General features: G+C 67.8%; 19 protein-coding genes. 10 read left to right on the top strand and 9 right to left on the bottom strand.

Features of this window, described 5'->3' with window-relative positions:
* Positions 1–33 precede the first annotated feature (33 nt).
* Positions 34–1,374: a TIGR02679 family protein gene (locus tag AB0H88_RS13565; protein WP_357643987.1), complete on the top strand. Its 1,341-nt coding sequence runs from the start codon at positions 34–36 to the stop codon at positions 1,372–1,374.
* A gap of 295 nt (positions 1,375–1,669) precedes the next feature.
* Entirely contained in the window at positions 1,670–2,125 is a 456-nt protein-coding gene (locus tag AB0H88_RS13570) for a DUF488 domain-containing protein (protein WP_357643988.1), read from the top strand.
* Here the strand turns inward: AB0H88_RS13570 and AB0H88_RS13575 are convergent.
* Positions 2,103–2,882: a hypothetical protein gene (locus AB0H88_RS13575; protein WP_357643990.1), complete on the bottom strand. Its 780-nt coding sequence runs from the start codon at positions 2,880–2,882 to the stop codon at positions 2,103–2,105. The genes AB0H88_RS13570 and AB0H88_RS13575 overlap by 23 nt on opposite strands.
* Before the next feature lie 213 nt (positions 2,883–3,095).
* Here AB0H88_RS13575 and AB0H88_RS13580 point away from each other — a divergent pair, with 213 nt between their 5' ends.
* Both AB0H88_RS13580 and AB0H88_RS13585 read left to right on the top strand, forming a co-directional pair.
* The gene (locus AB0H88_RS13580) at positions 3,096–3,257 is read left to right on the top strand and encodes a hypothetical protein (RefSeq protein WP_357643991.1); all 162 of its coding nucleotides are present in this window, start codon (positions 3,096–3,098) and stop codon (positions 3,255–3,257) included.
* A gap of 544 nt (positions 3,258–3,801) precedes the next feature.
* Positions 3,802–5,010, top strand: coding sequence for an alanine--tRNA ligase-related protein (locus AB0H88_RS13585; RefSeq protein ID WP_357643993.1), 1,209 nt, complete (start codon positions 3,802–3,804; stop codon positions 5,008–5,010).
* A gap of 189 nt (positions 5,011–5,199) precedes the next feature.
* Here the strand turns inward: AB0H88_RS13585 and AB0H88_RS13590 are convergent, their stop codons facing one another.
* The gene (locus AB0H88_RS13590; RefSeq protein WP_357644768.1) at positions 5,200–6,354 is read right to left on the bottom strand and encodes a HAMP domain-containing sensor histidine kinase; all 1,155 of its coding nucleotides are present in this window, start codon (positions 6,352–6,354) and stop codon (positions 5,200–5,202) included.
* A gap of 2 nt (positions 6,355–6,356) precedes the next feature.
* Positions 6,357–7,013, bottom strand: coding sequence for a response regulator transcription factor (locus AB0H88_RS13595; protein WP_357643995.1), 657 nt, complete (start codon positions 7,011–7,013; stop codon positions 6,357–6,359).
* A 117-nt stretch (positions 7,014–7,130) separates the two neighbouring features.
* Here AB0H88_RS13595 and AB0H88_RS13600 point away from each other — a divergent pair, with 117 nt between their 5' ends.
* Both AB0H88_RS13600 and AB0H88_RS13605 read left to right on the top strand, forming a co-directional pair.
* Positions 7,131–8,264 carry a serine hydrolase domain-containing protein gene (locus tag AB0H88_RS13600; RefSeq protein WP_357643997.1) on the top strand — a complete coding sequence of 378 codons (1,134 nt, stop codon included), beginning with the start codon at positions 7,131–7,133 and terminating at the stop codon, positions 8,262–8,264.
* A 39-nt stretch (positions 8,265–8,303) separates the two neighbouring features.
* A complete protein-coding gene (locus tag AB0H88_RS13605; protein ID WP_357643999.1) occupies positions 8,304–9,878 on the top strand; it encodes an alpha/beta fold hydrolase in 1,575 nt (524 codons plus the stop codon).
* Positions 9,879–9,953: 75 nt separating this feature from the next.
* Here the strand turns inward: AB0H88_RS13605 and AB0H88_RS13610 are convergent, their stop codons facing one another.
* Positions 9,954–10,397, bottom strand: a complete 444-nt coding sequence (locus AB0H88_RS13610; protein ID WP_357644001.1) for a PfkB family carbohydrate kinase — start codon at positions 10,395–10,397, stop codon at positions 9,954–9,956.
* 211 nt (positions 10,398–10,608) lie between these two features.
* Between AB0H88_RS13610 and AB0H88_RS13615 the strand changes: the two genes are divergently transcribed.
* Positions 10,609–11,055 carry a hypothetical protein gene (locus AB0H88_RS13615; RefSeq protein ID WP_357644003.1) on the top strand — a complete coding sequence of 149 codons (447 nt, stop codon included), beginning with the start codon at positions 10,609–10,611 and terminating at the stop codon, positions 11,053–11,055.
* 19 nt (positions 11,056–11,074) lie between these two features.
* A complete protein-coding gene (locus AB0H88_RS13620; protein WP_357644005.1) occupies positions 11,075–11,479 on the top strand; it encodes a DUF4259 domain-containing protein in 405 nt (134 codons plus the stop codon).
* Between the two features lie 80 nt (positions 11,480–11,559).
* Here the strand turns inward: AB0H88_RS13620 and AB0H88_RS13625 are convergent, their stop codons facing one another.
* Together AB0H88_RS13625 and AB0H88_RS13630 are read right to left on the bottom strand one after the other, a co-directional pair.
* Positions 11,560–12,222, bottom strand: a complete 663-nt coding sequence (locus tag AB0H88_RS13625; protein ID WP_357644769.1) for a DUF4097 family beta strand repeat-containing protein — start codon at positions 12,220–12,222, stop codon at positions 11,560–11,562.
* A 322-nt stretch (positions 12,223–12,544) separates the two neighbouring features.
* Entirely contained in the window at positions 12,545–13,009 is a 465-nt protein-coding gene (locus tag AB0H88_RS13630) for a macro domain-containing protein (RefSeq protein ID WP_357644007.1), read from the bottom strand.
* Positions 13,010–13,194: 185 nt separating this feature from the next.
* Here AB0H88_RS13630 and AB0H88_RS13635 point away from each other — a divergent pair, with 185 nt between their 5' ends.
* Positions 13,195–13,359 carry a hypothetical protein gene (locus tag AB0H88_RS13635; protein ID WP_357644009.1) on the top strand — a complete coding sequence of 55 codons (165 nt, stop codon included), beginning with the start codon at positions 13,195–13,197 and terminating at the stop codon, positions 13,357–13,359.
* A 113-nt stretch (positions 13,360–13,472) separates the two neighbouring features.
* Here the strand turns inward: AB0H88_RS13635 and AB0H88_RS13640 are convergent, their stop codons facing one another.
* On the bottom strand, positions 13,473–14,627 hold the full coding sequence (locus AB0H88_RS13640) for a beta-1,3-glucanase family protein (RefSeq protein ID WP_357644011.1): 1,155 nt from the start codon (positions 14,625–14,627) through the stop codon (positions 13,473–13,475).
* Positions 14,628–14,781: 154 nt separating this feature from the next.
* On the opposite strand from AB0H88_RS13640, the gene AB0H88_RS13645 reads away from it, so the two are divergent.
* Positions 14,782–15,495: a class I SAM-dependent methyltransferase gene (locus tag AB0H88_RS13645; RefSeq protein WP_357644013.1), complete on the top strand. Its 714-nt coding sequence runs from the start codon at positions 14,782–14,784 to the stop codon at positions 15,493–15,495.
* 305 nt (positions 15,496–15,800) lie between these two features.
* On the opposite strand, the gene AB0H88_RS13650 is transcribed toward AB0H88_RS13645, so the two are convergent.
* Positions 15,801–16,601, bottom strand: coding sequence for an ABC transporter permease subunit (locus tag AB0H88_RS13650; protein WP_357644014.1), 801 nt, complete (start codon positions 16,599–16,601; stop codon positions 15,801–15,803).
* Positions 16,598–17,266 carry an amino acid ABC transporter permease gene (locus AB0H88_RS13655; RefSeq protein WP_357644016.1) on the bottom strand — a complete coding sequence of 223 codons (669 nt, stop codon included), beginning with the start codon at positions 17,264–17,266 and terminating at the stop codon, positions 16,598–16,600. Before AB0H88_RS13655 ends, AB0H88_RS13650 begins: the two co-directional genes overlap by 4 nt.
* Between the last annotated feature and the right edge of the window lie 2 nt (positions 17,267–17,268).

A 17,268-nucleotide genomic window follows, 5' to 3' on the forward strand; every position in this document is an offset into this window, starting at 1 on the left:
GGTTTGACCGGCAACGGGTTGACGGGTGGGGCTTTGACAGGGGACGAGCGGTTGCGGCGGCTGTTGGGGGGTGAGGAGATCGCCTGGCTCGTCGACCGCGCCCGGCAGCGGCTCGAACGCGGCCGGCCGCTCACGGGCACGGTCACCCTCGGCACCGCCTCCGCGGCGCAGCGGCGCGCGGCCGAACTGTTGCTCGGCCGCCGCGCGGGCGCCGGCGCCTCGCTGTCGGTCTCCCTGGAGGAGGTGGACCGGGTCCTGCGCGCCAGCGGCGCCGCTCCGGAGGGGCTCCAAGACGCGGTGGTACGCCTGCGCGGCCCTCTGCGCGACCTGGCCGGGGAACGGGAGGCGTCGGCGTCGGCCTGGCGGGAGGCGTTCGGAAACCTTGACGCCATGACAGCGGCTCGCCCCGAGCTGGCCGGATGGCGGGCCTGGCTGGAGTCCACCGGCCTGGTCAGACGCCTCGCCCCGGACCCGGCCCAGGCACGGCCCTTGCTCGACCAGCTGGCCCAGGTGGTGGCGCGACTGCCGTCACCCGGCCTGCCCATCGGCCGCCTGGCCGCGCAGACCTCCGGCGACGCGCACGCTCTCGACGAGGGACGTCCGCTGGGGACGCTCGCGCTGTCGGCGGCCAAGGCGCTCACCGGCCGCGCCTACCCCGGAGAAGGCGGCGCGGACGCCCGCCGCGCCGCTTGGGCAGCCGTCGGCGTACACCTCGATGACCTGTCCTCGCTGGTGCTCTGCCTCGGCCTGCCGGGAGACGATCGGACGCCGACCGGGCGCATGCTGGCAGCGGCCCGTGCCGCAGGGGAGCCCTGCGTGCTGACTTTGCGCCAGCTCCGCCGTCACGACGGGCCCCTGTCCTCTGCCGGGCTGGTGCGCATCTGCGAGAACCCCGTCGTTGTGGCGGCCGCCGCCGACGAACTGGGCCCGTCGTGCCCGCCGCTGGTCTGCGGGGGCGGCCGGCCGTCGGCGGCCGTGTGGCGGCTGCTCGATCTGCTGTCGGAGGGCGGCGGGCGGTTCGCGTACCACGGGGACTTCGACTGGGGCGGCGTCGCCATCGCGGCCGCCGTCCACGAGCGGTACGGCTTCGAGCCCTGGCGCTTCGACGCCGCCGCCTACGAGGCGGCGCTGTCTTCGACGGCGCTGTCTTCGGCGGAGTCTTTCGAGGCGGCGGGCTCCCACACGGCAACCTCCCAGGCACTGCACTCCCAGTCAGCGGCTTCCCAGGTAGTGCTGGCTGGACGGTCGTGTCCGACGCCGTGGGATCCCGCCCTGGCCGAGGCGATGGCGCGCCGCGCGGTGCGAGTGGAGGAGGAGCTCGTCCTGCCCGGCCTGCTCAGCGACCTGTCGTCCAGAGATCGAGGTACGTGGTGAGGGGATGGCTCTCTCGCAGACGGGCCGGCTCCGCAGGTTGTTCTCCTGCATCGTGATTCTCAGCGCGCTTGACCCGGCAGGATCTGTTGGAAGAGGCAGTCGGCGGTAGCCGTGAGCAGCCCGCAACCTGAGCGGAGCACCGCCTGCGTGCTCGTCCGCTCTATCGTCATCCGATTTGAAGATCAATTCGACTTCCTCGCCTGCCTCGGTGACTCTGAGACGGACTACGAATCGCTGCTGGTGTGTTCCGGCAACGAAGTGTCGGGCGGGGCCTTGGCGTGAGAGAGTGCGGTGCATGTCTACGAACAATCAGCGAACTGGCGTGCTTGGCGTCGGCTACCAGGGATGTGACCTCGACGGTTTCATCCGGCAGTTGGGCCGCGAGGGCGTGACCATGCTGGTCGATGTTCGTCTCACTCCGATCTCCCGTAAGCGGGGGTTCAGCAAGACGGCGCTGTCCGCCGCCCTTGCCGATGCGGGGATCATCTACCAGCACATGCGCGAGCTAGGGAACCCGAAGTGGAACCGTGCAGCCTTCGGGGGCAGTCCCGCAGAGCTCGGGACCGCTCGTGGTATTTACGGTCAGTTGCTCTATGACGACGACGCTCGTGACTGCCTTGAGCGCATTGCCCTTGTCGCCCGAGAGCAGCGAGTAGCGGTGATGTGTTTCGAGGCCGATGAGGTTCGCTGTCATCGAGACTTGGTCTTGGAAGCGCTACGTGAACGGTTCAGCTACGCGATCTCGGCGTAGCGCGTTCGGGATAGACGACGCCCAAGACGATGAAGCTCCGCGGATGTGCCTGTTGGTTGCCGACGTAGAAAATCGTGTCGCGGCTCGGCGAGCACATCATGTCCCAGAACTTGTCATGAATGACCTGCTTCAGGCCGTCATCGTCGCGATCGTTGAATCGACGCTGCAGGGCGACGAGCTCCCAGTCATAGATTCCCTGGCGATGTGTACCGCAACTGGCTGAATGGCACCGGTAGCGGTACCACGCCTTGAATCGGGGAGCTTGCAGGGATGTGCGAGGTCCCGAGTCGAGAAGATCAAGCTGCTGTACGTACCGGTCGATCTTCGCTTGTTCCTCGGGCGTCCAGCCGGGATGCGGTCTGATGTCGAGCCCGATGATTTCCTTTGGCCGGATCGCAGCGAGCGAGCGGGCTTCGGGCCTGTCACGGACGGCGTTGACGAGATCGCACATCGAGCCTTCGACGTAGTCATTGACATAGGACATCCGGCGATCCCAGCCCTTGACCTGCGTTTCAACCGCGAAACTATCTGCGCGGGGGCGCCAACTCTCGGCCCGTGGATCGCTCGTGTTGGGTTTGGCTTCCAAGGTGATGATGTCGTACTTCTTGAACTTGGCGTCCCCGTCCAGCTCCCGGAAGTTGATCGGGTAGAGCCGTATCCAGCCGGGCTTGTCGAGGTCTAGGCGGAGCGCTGCGACGCATACCGTCTCTCCGTAGGTCTCGGAGGGATTCGGTGCGGCCTTCACCGTGATCAGCACCCTGAGTCGCTGAAATCGAGAGTCTCTCGGCTTCGACTGGATCGTGCCAAAATCTGGACCAAATAGGGAATGCTGCCCCACTGCGGATCCTTCGTCGTGAGTGCCCATGCAGAGGTTGATGCCGTCACCTGGAAGCGTAGCTTTGGAAATCTTCGAAGGCGGCCTATCCATCGAGGTTTCCTGCCTCGTACGAGGCTTGCGCATAGGTTTGTCATGACCGGTGATTTAATGCGGATGCCCCGCGAGAGGCGGCCCGACAGCCTCGCGCAGGCCCGCGAATCGCTGACGGAGGCGGCCGTGGTGTCAGCCGAGGCGCGCGAGCAGTGGGAGGCCGCCGCTGAGACTTGCCGGGAGCCGACCAGCAGCATGCACTGACCGAGCGGGCAGGGCCTTTGTCCCAACTCAGCCAACGCCATGAGGCTTATCCAGATGGTCGAATTCGCCGTCCTTGGCCCCGTCTAACCATGCTTCTGCCACTCCGCGAGAGTGAAGACGAGTGTCTCAACAGTGGGGGAGAGGCGCATTGCGACGTGTCCGCTGGCGAACGCGACCAACAGATGGGCGCCCGACTGACCGGAGGTGTGTAGCCATTCGGCACTGATCGGATTGAGATCCGCGGGTGTCGGTTCTGCGGCAGTTGGCCGGTGCGAACCTGGGAGGTGTCCTCGGCCCCCTTCCATTGCCGGCTGGAAATTCCAGGGATACTCACCCGGCCGTTTTGATACCGTCGGGCCCATGGAGGTCTCCAAGTGCACTCTCGCCGCAGCCGCACGAGCTACCAGCTCGTCGGTTGCCGCTGCCTGACCTCTTCTTCATCGCCGGCGACCGGGAACGGCCGCCAGCGCGTCGTCTGACTCTTGTTCGCAGCCTGTGCTCGTGGCCCTTTCCGGTCCCTTATGACCGCGAAGGGCCCACTGCCATGAACGTCGACCAGACCGTCAGCACCTTCCTTGACTTCTTCCGGGAGCGTGGCCATCAACGCGTCACCGGAAGCTCGCTCCTGCCGCCATCCGGAGATTCGGTGCTGTTCACCACCTCCGGCATGCACCCGCTCACCCCGTACCTCGAAGGTCGCCCGCACCCGCTCGGGCGGCGCCTGGTCAACCTGCAACGTTGCCTGCGCACCACCGACCTGGATGAGGTCGGTGACCGGACCCACCTGACGGTGTTCGAGATGCTGGGCTCCTGGTCGCTGGGTGACTACGACCACCAGCAGAGCCTTCGATGGGGTTACGAGCTGCTGCGCGACGGCTTCGGCATCCGCCCCGAACGGCTGTACGTCACAGTCTTCGGTGGCGACGAGCAGGTCGGGCCCGACACCGAGTCGCTGCGGACATGGGGCGGGGTGGGCGTGCCGGTGGAGCTGACAAGTGAGGACAACTGGTGGTCCAACGGGCCGACTGGTCCGTGTGGTCCTGACTCGGAGATCTTCGTGTGGACCGGGGAGGGCCCGCCCCAGGGCACCCCGACCAGTGACCAGCGCTGGGTGGAGGTGTGGAACCACGTGCGGATGCGCTACCACCGCCACGAGGACGGCAGCCTGGAACCCCTGCCGCAATCCGGGATCGACACGGGGATGGGGCTCGAACGGCTTCTCACGATCCTGCAAGACAAGCCGTCGGTCTTCGAGACCGACGTGTTCCAGCCGTGGATGAAGACCATCCCGCCCCTGTGGAGCACGGACGAGTCGTCGCTACGCGTCATCGTGGACCACCTGCGTTCCGGCATCGTGGTCATCGGCGACGGGGTCAGGCCGTCCACCACTGGGCGAGGCTATGTGCTGCGCCGGCTCACCCGGCGGGTGCTCACCACTCTGTGGCGCGATGACCCCTCCCGCATCTTGTCTGACCTTCCTCGTGAGCTCATTGAGTACACGCTGGAGCACTTCCGGCAATCGTGCGAGGTCAGCCATGTGCGTGAGGTGTTGCTCGATGAGGAGCGACGGTTCTCCACGCTCCTCAGGCGAGGCCGGCAGGTGCTGACCCGAGAGGGTTTCATCGGGAAGTTGAGCGAGGAGGACTACGACTACCTGCACCAGACCCATGGCCTGCCGCGCGACCTCGTTGTCGGCCTGCTCACCGAGGGCGGACCAGGGCCATCCACTCCCACGTCCGGCTCTCGGCCGTAGAGAGTATCTGGCCATCTGTGTGAGTGATCCGATCTCCGCAGATCTGATCCGGGACGCCATCTTCCTGGTCGCCGACGCTCGACCCGCGTAGCGACGCCGAGCGTGAGGCGGGCCAGCTGGCGGCGCGGGCTCGTCGGGAGGCATACCAGAGTGGCTGTCAGTTGAGCGAAATGCGCACGGCCATGGGGGTCACACAGGCCGATCCGCCGTCGTTGCCGGGTGGTGCGGGAGGTCGATGGTGATGTCGAGGCCGCCGCCGGTGCGGGCGGTGACCGCGATGCGTCCCTGGTGGGCGAGGGTGATCGCGCGGACGATCGTCAGTCCCAGCCCCAGGCCGTGGGTGCGGACGCGGGTGCCTTGCCCGTGCACGAACGGTTCCAGCAGCGTTCCCGCCTCTTCGGGCGGGATCTGCCGGCCGGTGTTGGAGATCCGCAGGACGGCGCGTCCGCCTGCGGTGTCGGTGTCGGTGTCGACGGTCAGGTGCCCACCCGCCCGGTTGTAGCGGATCGCGTTGTCGACCAGGTTGCCGATCATCCGTTCCAGCAGGATGGGTTCGCCGGTGACCGGTGCCGGCCGGAGCCGAGGTCGTACCGTGACGTCGGCGGCGGCCGCTCGCGCCTGGGCGGCGTCGAGGGCGGCGGCCGCGATGGCGGTCAGGTCGGCCGGTTGCCGCGATGCGCGGCCGGCTTGGCTGCGGGCCAGCAGGAGCAGCCCGTTCAGGACGCGCTGCATGTGCTCGACGGCGTCGCGTACGTCGCCGGCCATGGCGAGCAGTTCGGCGCGGCTGGGGTGTCCGTCGAGTGTGACATCGATCGCGGCGCGGGCGGTGGTCAGCGGGGTGCGCAGCTCGTGGGCGGCGTTGGCGGTGAACAGCCGCTGGCTGTCCAGGATCCGGTCCCGCTCGGCGATGCCGCGCTGGATGCGGTCCAGCATGTCGTTGACCGTGCCCGCCAGCGCCGACAGCTCGTCGGCGGGGGTGGTGACCGGGACCCGTTCGGTGAGGTTCTCGGCTGACAGGCGCCGGGCGGCGGAGGAGATCGCGCGGATCGGCCGCAGCACCCGTCCGGCCACCGCCCAGCTCAATACGGCGGCCAGCGCGGTCACCATGACGAGCGCCAGACCGGCCTGGGGCAGCAGCGCCGACAGAGTGTCGGCCTGCGCCCGGTCGGCAACGGCGTGCAGATCCTCGACCCCCGGTGGGTCGGAGCCGGTCGGGTCCAGGTAGGTGAAGACCGCGCGGCGCCGCATCAGCAGGTAGGTCAGCCCGGTCAGCGCGGCGCCGGCGATCAGCACGAGGGCGGTCTGCAGCAGCGCGAGCCTGGCCCGAGCGGTCAGCCGGACCATCCTCACCCGCCGATCCGGTAGCCGGCGCCGATGACGGTCTCGATCAGCGGCGGGTCGCCGAGCTTGCGGCGCAGCGTGCCGACGGTGATCCGGACCGCGTTGGTGAACGGGTCCGCGTACTCGTCCCACACCTTCTCCAGCAGCGTTTCCGCGCTGACCACGTCACCGCCGGCGGCCAGCAGCCGCTCCAGTACCCCGAACTCCTTGGGTGTCAGGCGCAGCAGCCGCCCGTCCCGCTCGGCGCTGCGCCGGGCCGGATCCAGGACCACGCCGGCGGCGCGCAGCACCGGCGGGCGGGCCTGTGCGCTGCGCCGTACCAGGGCGTGCACCCGGGCGACCAACTCGGAGAACGCGAACGGCTTGCCCAGGTAGTCGTCCGCGCCCAGCATCAGCCCGCCGACCCGGTCCTCCACCGCGTCGGACGCGGTCAGCATCAGCACCCGCGCCCCGCCCCGCTGGACGAGCCGGCGGCACACCGCGTCGCCGTGCACGACGGGCAGGTCCCGGTCCAGGACCACGACCTCGTACGGGGTCATTTCGCACTTGTCCAGCGCGCTCTGGCCGTCCAGGGCGACGTCCACGGTGAAGCCGTGCTTACGCAGCCCGGCCTGGATGTAGCCGGCGAGGGGCTGCTCGTCTTCGACCAGGAGCACACGCATCCGGGCAGTATCGCAACGCCCGCATATGGAACACATATGGTCCGCCGATCGCCCGCCGATATGCGCCGGCCGGTAGATGTGATCACCCTCGAAGTCCCGTGGAAAGGATCACCAGAAATGAACCGTGCACGAATGGTCGGCATGACCGGGCTGGCCTCCGCCATGCTGGCGTTGAGTCTCCAAGCACCCGCGACCGCCGCCGACCAGGTCACGCTGAGCGCGGCCGACAAGGTCACGCTGACCGCCGCCGACAAGGTCACGCTGGGAGACGTTCAGCAGGCGATGGAGAACGTGGCGAAGACCGCCGGCGTGGTGGGCGCCATCGGCGAGGTGTACGCCGACGGCAAACGGGTGGGCCAGGGGACGGCGGGGTCGCGCCTGCTCGATGGCAAGGGCGGTCGCATCCCCCCGACTTCCCGTTACCGCATCGCATCCCAGACCAAGCTCATGGAGGCCACGGTCATCCTGCAGTTGGTCGGGGAAGGCAAGCTCAAGCTGGATGACAAGCTCAGCGCTGTCCTGCCCGAGATGGCCGAACGCGACTATGTGGATCGGGCCGATGAGATCACCGTGCAGCAGCTGATCCGCCACACCTCGGGCATCCCCGACTTCATGGAGAGCGGGAAGTTCGACGTCTTCGACTTCACCACCGCCTACAAGCTGATCGACCTGGTGAAGGCCGCACGGACCGTCCCCCGCAAGGGCGAGCCGGGACAGTACCTCTACTCCACCACCAACTACGTCCTCCTCGGCATGATCATCGAGAAGTTGACCGGCCACGACCGGGCCACCGAGCTCAAGCGGCGGCTGTTCAGCCCGCTCGGCATGAAGCACACCTATCTGGCCACCAAGGTCTCCGACCAGATCAAGGGTCCGCACGGACACGGCTACTACCCCGACGCCAAGGGCAGGCCACGCGACGTCGACCGGCTCAACGCCACCATCGGCGCCCAAGGAGTGATCTCCACCGCGCACGACCTCAGCGCCTACTACCGCGCGCTCAACCAGGGCAAGCTGCTGCCGGCGGACCTGCAACGACAGATGCCACGGCCCTTCCCCGAACTGTGCGGCGGAACGGTCTCCTCGGCCTCGGGCAGCATGCCCGGAATCAGCTCCACCACCTTCTCCTCGACCGACGGCCGGATTCAGTTCGCGGTGGCCGCCACGCTGAAGATCGATAACGAGCAGGCCATGGCCGTCGGTGACGCCGTCACCCAGGCCGCGAAAGCCGTCCTCTGCCCCGGCCAATAGCCGGAGCCAGCCGCTTGAGTGCCCCCGAAAGAGAGAATCATGACAAAGACCCGTGAGAGAACGATGGGCATGGCCGGGCTGGCAGGCGCGGTGCTGGCATTGAGCCTCCCCGCACCCGCAACCGCCGCCGAGCGGGCCGGCCCGAGCGCCCTGGCGAACTCCGGTGCGTCGTCCGTACAGTGGAAATCCTGCCCGTCCTACTCCGATGAGGTGATCCGGAGCCTGCGCGTGACGCGGGAGCAGGTTCCGGCCTTCCGTACGCTGATGAAACGTCTGGAGTGCGGGACGGTTGGCGTCCCGCTGAACCACCGCGACCCCGGCGGGCGGAAGATCGACATCGCCCTGACCCGGCTGGCCGCCACCGACAAGGCACACCGGCTCGGCGCCCTCGCCGTCCTGCCGGGAGGGCCTGGCCAAAGCGGCTATCTGGACCCGGTGCGGTCCGTGCTCAACAAGGAGACGGCAGCGCTCAACGAGCGATACGACTTCATCGGCTTCGATCCGCGCGGGGTGGGCTACAGCACCAAGGTCGCCTGCCCCTTCTCGCCAGGAGCCCCGCAGGAGCCGGGCGCGCTGGCCAAGGAGGCGGCCAGGAAGATGTACGACGCCCAGATCGCGGCCAACCAGAAGTGCGCACGCTCCGACCCCGCATTCCTCGGCCAGCTCACCACCGACAACGCGGCCAAGGACCTGGACCTGGTGCGGACCGCTCTGGGTGAACGGCAGCTCAATCTGCTCGGTCTGTCCTGGGGCACCTCTTTGGGCATGGCCTACCGCAGCCTGTTCCCCGGACACACCGGACGGGCCTTCCTGGACAGCGTGGCGCCGCCGTGGACCGATCTCATGAAGCACACCAAGGGCAGCGCGCAGGCGGCCGACCGCAACTTCGGGCGCATGGCCACCTGGCTGAGCCGCCGCGACGACACCTACGGCCTCGGCGCCACCGCCCGGCAGGTGCGTGAGCAGGTGGCCAAGCTGGTCCGCGACTACGACAAGAGCCCCAAGACCTACACCGACCTGCCACGCCCCATCGACGGCTCGGCCGTCGCCGACCTGGCCAAGCGCATCTCGACGGAGTGGGCACGCGCGGGCAAGGCGCTGGCCGAACTGCGGACGGCGACGGGCACCACGGCTCCGCCCACCGTCAAGGAGATGCTCAGCGGCGGTCAGATGATGGGCACTCCCGTGCCCGGCGCGCCCGAAACGCTGAACATGACCATGAACTGGGCGGTCAAGTGCAACGAGGACGGCAGCCGGCCCGCGTTCGACACCGCCTGGCGTGCCTACCAGCAGCTCGTGAAGCGCCATCCGGCGACCGGCCGGTCCTGGGGGTTCGGGGGTGCCATGTGCCAGGGGTGGCCGCTGCCCGTGCGGCAGCCCACGTTGAAGCGGGGCAGCGGGTCGCTGGTGCTGGCGGGGCACCTGTATGAGTTCATGTCCGCCTACGACTGGGTGCTGCAGGCGCGGCGCGCCATCGGCGGCACCGTCTACACGGTCGCCGACGACGTGCACGTCTCGTCCATTCGGGTGCCCGAGTGCGCCGCCGACGTGGTGAAGTACTTCGAGACGGGCCGGATCGACGCAGGTTGTCAGGGCAGCGGAACCCCGAACTGACCCCCGCGACTCGCTGACGCGGCCGGCGGACAGGTCGTCCGGCCGCCAGGCGCTCCGGCTCGGGGGACCGCACGGTTACCCGGTACTGTCCCAGCGATCGAGGTACGTGGTGACGGGATGGCGCTCGCACAGCCGGGCCTGCTCCTCCTCCGTCAGCGAGGCCGTACTGGGAAAGGTGTCACCCACCTTCCAGCCCGCGTGGAGCACGGCTTCCTTGAGCGCCGTGACGGGGTTCCGGGTGGCGAGCCAGCCGTGCAGGAAAGACGCGAACAGCGCGTCTCCCGCCCCGGCGGTGCTCAGTACGCCGCGCGGCGCGACGGCCGCGGCCTTGACCAGGGTGCCGTCGCGCAGCCCCATGAGGCAGCCGCGCCCGCCGAGGCCGGCGGCGGCGATCGCGCAGCCGGGATAGCGCTCGAAGACGCTCGCCACCCACTGTTCCGGTGGGCCGGCCAGCCGTTCGTGGCTGCAGAAGACGATGTCGGCGATGTGGCACGCGGCCCCGGACACCTCGGCCCGCATCCGGTCAAGGAACGGAGCGAGCTACACAAGATCCTTGAGCGCGAGACCTGGATCTTCGGCGACGCCTACGCGCTGATGGTCAGCGACCAGAGCCTGGATACGATCCTCGTTCGCCACCTCCAAGAGCTCGGCCGGGAGCCAGAAGAAGGCAAGCTCAATCCGGTCCGTCGGGAGGACGGCCGTACGGGGATCGTCGACCTCCTACTGGGGCGTGCTCACCGGGCTACTGGGGCGTGCTCACCGGGGAAGCTCCGGGCGAGAACACCTCATAGTCGAGCTCAAAGCTCCCAAGGTCAAGATCGGCCAGGCGGAGGTCGCCCAGATCAAGAGCTATGCGGAGGCGATCGTCAGCGATCCACAGTTCCGCGATACCCGCGTTTCCTGGGACTTCTGGGTCGTGTCCACCGAGATGGCGGAGATCGTCAGACGTGATGCCAGCGCGCCGAACCGCCCGCCAGGCTGCATCGCCGAGTGGGAGGGAGGGGTTCGTATCTGGGCCCGAACGTGGAGCGAAATCATCGATGATTGCGAGGATCGGCTCCATTTCTACCGGGACCGGCTGAACCATGACCCGGCCACAGAACACGCTGTGGAATACCTTCAGCGAGTGCATGGGGGAGGTCGTACTCGCCGACGGATGACGGCTAAATGTCGGTGAGGTCCGATATGAATCGGCCGTGGGTACATGGGATGTGGGTCCGTTCGACAACGACTCGGCCGCCGACTGGTGCGGCGATCTAGACAAGGCAGCCCCTAAGCGGCGTCCGGCTATGGTCCGCAAGGCGCTCAAAGCCGCTGCGGGTCGTACGAAATATCTGGACAGCGATGAGGCGTCGGAGGCCGTCGCGGCAGCGGCCATCGTTGCCTCTCAACGCAGCGGCGTGCCGATCACCTCGCCTTATGCGCCGGACTTCCTGCTGGAGGGCGGCAGGGTGGAGATCGATGACGCACTCGTGGCGCTGGCCGTGCGGGCGTTGAACCGGGTGATGGGCGAGGACTCGGAGTGGCTGGAGCTCTGGGAGGAGAGCGGCTCCTCTCCGGAAGCCATGGCCGTCATAGAAGGCATTCGCGGTGCTCTCTAGAACGGCCCCGGTCCACATGGATGGACCGGGGCCGTTCGTCGTCACCGGGCTTGGTCTACCTCGCCTTGGGAGGCTGCGGGTCACAGACTGCGTGCGGTGATGTCGCCGTTGGAAGTGGTGGCGTGGATATCGAGTTCGGCGGTGCCGTTGTTCTTGAGGGCGTTGGTGATGCGGCCGTGGGTGGTGCCGGCGTCCAGGGCGGCCGAGACGCCGGCGGCGGCGGCGATCGTGATGTCGCCGGACTGGGTGCGGAGGACGACCTTGCCGCCGGTGGCCTCGGCGATCTGGATGTCGCCGCGTGCGGTGCTGATCTCCGCGGGGCCGCCCAGCCGGCCGACCTCGACGTCGCCGTCGGTCGCGGTCAGGCGCAGGCTCGCGATCTCGTCCAGCTTGATCTGGTGGTAGGCGCCTTCGAAGGCGACGTCGCCGAGGCGGCCGACGGTCCGGAGTTCGGCGCTGGCCGTCTTCGCCTGGACTTGGGAGCCGGCGGGCAGGTTGACCGTCACCTTTATGGCTCCGGTGGGGCCGAGGTACTGGTTCTTCGTCGCGGTCTGGATCCGCAGGACGCCGTCGGCGTATTCGACCGTGGTCTGCTCGGCCGCCTTCACGTCACGGCTCTTGGAGGTGTTCGCGGGCTGGACCTCGACGGTGGTGTCGGCCCGGTCGGCGGCGATGAACTGGACGCGTCCGGCGGGGATGTCCAGGACGGCGGTGATCGGGGCGAGGGTGTCGAACGTGTGCATCATGTGCTCCTTGTGCGGTGTGCTTTCGATGTCCACCATCGCCAACCGCTCTGATACGGGGCTGTCGCAGTCCTGATGCCGCCGCTGACATACGGCGGAGTGGCGTGAGGGCGGCACGCATGACAACCGGGGCGCCCCTGGGCCAGGGGCGCTCGCATTGTGTGGGATCCACCCTGCCGAGGTGATGGAACGCGGTGCCGGTGGTGTGGGAGCTCGTCCTGCCCAGCCTGCTCAGCTACCTGTCACCTGTGGATCTTGATGGGGAGAGCGGTGCCGGAGGAGGAACGGCGAGTCCGTCACGGTGAGGGGCGACGGTAAGTGCTCACTCCAGGTCGTAGACGGTCACCGGGATGCCTTTTGCAACGAGCCGGTGGGCGATGAGCGGTTCGATCCGGTCCCAGGTCCCGCCGGCCAGACCGCAGCCGATCCGTGGCATATGCAGGCTCGCGCCAAGTTCGATGGCGTTGCCGGCGACGGCTTCCAGGCCCTGATCGACCGCGTCGTAGCGGATGGGCGGCCCTTCCTTGGTGGGCCGGATGCCGTGCTGGCCGATCATGTTCGCCACCCACAGGGACTCCTCGACCTGCACCAGCTGCACCTGGCCCAGCTCGAATCCCGCAGCAGAGCGGTGCCAGGCGCGGAACTCGGACTCGGGTTCCGGCCAGCGGCGGGAGATGGCGAGGACGAATCCGCGGCCCCAGCCGCCGACGTCATTGCAAATGTGGCAGATGATGCGCGGCTCGTTGCCGGCCGGGTCGGCCGCGTCGCCCGTGCGATAGGTGATCACAGCGTGGACCTTAGGCAGGGAGAGCGACAATTCCTGTCGGACGCGCCTGGCAGGATCTCCAGCGTTGACCCCCGATGGCGTGGAGACCCGATGAACGCCGAGGACTACGCCTGGTTCGACGACCACGACGAGGGCCTCCGACAGGACCATCGTGCTGCTCACGGTCTTCCGCAAGACCAAGCAGCATGATCAACGACAGATCGACAGACGAGATCGAAGGCCTGGAAGAAGGGGGCACGAGACCTACGGTCGCGTTGTTGCGGCATATGGCCGCCGCCCTCGACGCGGATGTGCGGCTGACGTCCGGGCATGATCTCGGTTCGGTGCGGTTCGAAACCCACGCAGCCTGAACGAGGCCGTCGGTTGAAGCGCCCGCGGTAGGAGGCGGATGGTCGGCAGGTCGGGGACCCGCGTCCCGTACACCGCCGGCGGCGTCAGACCGGAAGTCCGTCAGGCCAGAAGGTCAGGCGGTCCCGTCGAATGGCGTGAGTCGTAGCCTCAGGGCTGTCGGGGCCAGGTCCTGCACATAGGACGCGTAGTTCGCGACGTCGTCGAACGGGAATCCGTATGCCTTGTGGTCCCGGGTGTTCTCGTGCAGCACCCGCGCGTAATGGTTGCTGACCGACGTGAGATAGAACGTGCTCCGGTCGGTCGTCGGCTGGTCGGGGTGGTTGTGCAGCGTTGAGCGGTTGAACGCGGCGCCGAGGATCGCCGCGACCGGGCCTGAGGTGCCGCCGGCGTCCAGGGCGCCGTTGCAGTAGAAGATGTCGCGGGTGCTCGGCCGCGCGAACGTCCGGATGCCGTTGTTGAAGACGAGCTGGCCGCCGGACACCCGCCCGGTGTAGGTGGTCCCGCCGACCACCACCCGCAGGTTGGCCGACGCGTAGGTGTTCCAGACCTGAGTGATGTATGGATCGAAGTACGTGGAAGAGAAGATCCCCGAGTCGATGCCGTGTCCCGGAGCGATCACCCGGAGGTTGTCGCCGACGATGAGGAGCCGGAAGGCGGGGTTGGCCGCGATGCCGGCGAAGATGGTGTCGCGGCCGTTGGGGACGAGGGTGCCGATGGTCTGGCTGGACTGCCCGTCGAGCCGGAGCTCCATCGGGATGCTGAACATGTCGACCATGGTGGTGTTGCAGAACATGCCGTCGCTCTTGAACGTGAACTCCATGAAGTCGTGCAGCACGCCGTAGCTGGGGTCCGAGCTCACCCAGCCGGCCGGGTGCTGTAACGCCGCTCGGCCGCTGCCGTCCGTGACCACCCTGAACTTCACTTTCTGGCCGATGGAGACATAGATGCGGCCGGACATCCATGGCAGGTTGAGGCGGGTGTCGCCGTTGGCGGCGAGCGGGATGGACAGGTCGGCGAAACCGTCGGGGCCGTTGAGTGAGGCCGATACCGGCACCCTCGTACCGTCCGCGCGGACGTATACCTGCTGGCCGGTGGCCAGGTCGGTGCCGACGATGTAGAGGAAGATCGCGCTGTTGGCGTACCGGAAGGTGTGGTTGACGACGGTCAGGGGGAGCACCGTGGCGGCCTCGGCTCGGCGGGCGAGGGCCAGCACCGGGGTGGCGGCGGCTACCGCGGCGCCGGCGAGCAGGGTTCGTCTTGTGATCATGGTTCGGCTCCTCACGGTCGTGCCGGCTGCGGGGCCGCCCCTGCCGCTTTCAGGTTAAGAGAGCGCTCTCTCGCAGCATTTGGTTAAGTTTCTTTTCTGTAAAGCGAGCTGTCAAGGGTCCGACGACGGTCGGTTGAGGTGAGATCGTGAATTCGTGAATCTCCTCGACGACGACGCGCTCGAACGTTCCTCCGTCGTGGCCAATTGCCGGATGAACCGCGAACGCCGCCTGCCCGGCTACAACCGCGAGCTGGGCATCGACGTCGTCGACACCCTGCGGGCCCGGCGGCGCGCGGGGGAGCCCGTACGTTGGCTCGATCTGTGCTGTGGAACGGGGTACGCCCTCGGCCAGGCCGCCGACCTTCTCAGCGGCGAGGGCGGCGGGGGCAACAAGGGCGGCGAGGCTGAGATCGTCGGCGTGGATCTGGTCGACTTCTTCGCCCGCACACCGTGCCCGCCGCGCCTGCGGCTGATCACCGCCTCCGTCGTCACGTGGCGCTCCGAGCACCCCTTTGACCTGATCACCTGCGTACACGGGTTGCACTACATCGGTGACAAGCTCGGGTTACTTGCCAGGATCGGCACATGGCTCGCCGATGACGGTCTGTTCATCGCGAACTTCGACGTTCGCGCCATTCGTCTAGAGAACGGCGCACCGGCGGGCCGCCGCCTCACCACGTCGCTGCGCTCGCAGGGCGTGCGGTATGACGGGCGGAGCCGGCGGATCGGCTGGACGGGTCGGCGCCGCATCGACCTGCCGTACCGCTACCGGGGTTCTGACGATCAAGCCGGTCCCAACTACACCGGCCAGCCCGCGGTCGACTCGTACTACGAATACTACGAATACGACGAACGGCAGTCGTACTGAGCTGGGGGGCTTCCCCTTAGCTCGTGAGCAGAGCTAATGGTGAGCCTGCCGTCCTGGCTCAGCCACAGGCTGATGAGCACGCGCGCCATCATCTTTGGCAGGCCCCTCCCGATCGCCATCGCCAACCTGAGCTTCAACCTTGGCGCTTGCGAGATCGCTCCAGATTTCTTATGAACAAGCGCAGCTTGGCCTTGCCAACGATGCTTGTCGTGTTTGGCCCATCGACGGCCCATGCCCCACTTATTGGGATATATGGCGGATTGACCAGCCAGGAGCGCCAGATGTCGGATCCAGCGCTCGGCCAGTCACCGCTTGACCCGGCTGAGCCAGTGGGCGAGCCGGTCCAGCGACAGGTTGATGCCAATGAAGATGGCCGCGATGAGGATGGCCGCTGGAATGACGTTCGAGAAGTTGGCCGCGATCCCGTTCAGCCCCCGGTCCACCAACTCGTCGTAGCCCACGATCAACCCGAGCGCCGAGTCCTTCAGCAGCACCACGAACTGGCTGATCAGGGCCGGCATCATGGCCCGGAACGCCTGCGGCAGCAGCACCAGCCGCATGACCTGCCCCTTGCGCAGTCCGATCGCGTGGGCCGCCTCCGCCTGTCCGCGAGGCAGGCTCAGCACCCCGGCCCGGATGATCTCGGCGATCACCGACCCGTTGTAGAAGGTCAGCCCGAACACCACGGCGGTGAAGGCCGAGACATTGGCCCCCGTAATAACGTAGGACCCGAAGAACGCGAAGAAGATGAGCAGCAGCAGCGGCACGGCCCGGAAGAACTCGACCACGGTCGCCGCCGGCCACCGGATCCACCGGTGGTCCGAGAGGCGGGCCGTCGCGAAGATCAGCCCGAACAGGCCGGCCAGCACGACGCCCGCCAGCGCCGCGGCCAGTGTGCCCGCCAGTCCCGGCAGGATGAAGGTGGTCCACACCTCCGGCCGCAGCAACGGCGTCCACTTGCCGGCCGCCCACTGCTCCTTGGCGTCGAAGCGTACATAGACCACATAGGCCAGCCCGAGCAGGACCATAGCGATGACCCCGGCCAGCACCTGGTTGCGCCGCGCGCCGCGCGGCCCCGGCGTCTCATAAAGGTTGGCGTAGCTCACCGGGCCACCGCCAGGCGCCGTGACAGCCAGCCGAACAGCAGGCCCATGGGCAGGCACAGCAGCACGAAGCCGGCCGCGAACCCGAGGAAGATCTGCATCACCTGGTCTCCGTACGTCTCGATCATCTCCCGCATCCGCACCGACGCCTCGCTCACGCCCACCACGAGCGCGATCGTGGTGTTCTTGGTCAGCGCGATCAGGATGCTGCCCAGCGGCGCGATCACCGCGCGGAACGCCTGCGGCAGCGTGATCAGCCCCAGTGTCTGGAGGAAACCGAGTCCGAGCGAGCGCGCGGCCTCGGCCTGGCCGACCGGCACGGTGTTGATGCCCGCGCGCAGCGCCTCGCAGACGAACGCCGAGGTGTAGGCCGTCAGGCCGATGCAGGCCAGCCAGAAGTTGTTGGTCGCGATGTCGGACGAGAGCTCCACGCCCAGGTTCGCGCCGACGCCGAGGCCGATGAACAGCAGCACCAGCGTCAGCGGGGTGTTACGGGCCACGGCCACGTAGACGCCGGCGGCGCGGCGCAAGGTCGCCAGCGGCGCCACGCGCATGGCCGTCAGCAGCGTGCCGAGCACCAGCGAGCCGAGTGTGCTCACCGTCGTCAGCCGCACGGTCATCCAGAAAGCCGCGACGACGGTGTCCCACTCCAGGAGTAGCGCCTCCATGA

Source organism: Nonomuraea sp. NPDC050680 (assembly GCF_040654555.1).
Lineage (GTDB): Bacteria > Actinomycetota > Actinomycetes > Streptosporangiales > Streptosporangiaceae > Nonomuraea.

Bases quoted from the DNA above. Each gene is read 5' to 3' on its own strand.
- AB0H88_RS13570 (WP_357643988.1), top strand. From the start codon at position 1,670: ATGTCTACGAACAATCAGCGAACTGGCGTGCTTGGCGTCGGCTACCAG.
- AB0H88_RS13580 (WP_357643991.1), top strand. From the start codon at position 3,096: ATGACCGGTGATTTAATGCGGATGCCCCGCGAGAGGCGGCCCGACAGC.
- AB0H88_RS13585 (WP_357643993.1), top strand. From the start codon at position 3,802: ATGAACGTCGACCAGACCGTCAGCACCTTCCTTGACTTCTTCCGGGAG.
- AB0H88_RS13590 (WP_357644768.1), bottom strand. From the start codon at position 6,354: ATGGTCCGGCTGACCGCTCGGGCCAGGCTCGCGCTGCTGCAGACCGCC.
- AB0H88_RS13595 (WP_357643995.1), bottom strand. From the start codon at position 7,013: ATGCGTGTGCTCCTGGTCGAAGACGAGCAGCCCCTCGCCGGCTACATC.
- AB0H88_RS13600 (WP_357643997.1), top strand. From the start codon at position 7,131: ATGAACCGTGCACGAATGGTCGGCATGACCGGGCTGGCCTCCGCCATG.
- AB0H88_RS13605 (WP_357643999.1), top strand. From the start codon at position 8,304: ATGACAAAGACCCGTGAGAGAACGATGGGCATGGCCGGGCTGGCAGGC.
- AB0H88_RS13610 (WP_357644001.1), bottom strand. From the start codon at position 10,397: ATGCGGGCCGAGGTGTCCGGGGCCGCGTGCCACATCGCCGACATCGTC.
- AB0H88_RS13625 (WP_357644769.1), bottom strand. From the start codon at position 12,222: ATGCACACGTTCGACACCCTCGCCCCGATCACCGCCGTCCTGGACATC.
- AB0H88_RS13635 (WP_357644009.1), top strand. From the start codon at position 13,195: ATGATCAACGACAGATCGACAGACGAGATCGAAGGCCTGGAAGAAGGG.
- AB0H88_RS13640 (WP_357644011.1), bottom strand. From the start codon at position 14,627: ATGATCACAAGACGAACCCTGCTCGCCGGCGCCGCGGTAGCCGCCGCC.
- AB0H88_RS13655 (WP_357644016.1), bottom strand. From the start codon at position 17,266: ATGGAGGCGCTACTCCTGGAGTGGGACACCGTCGTCGCGGCTTTCTGG.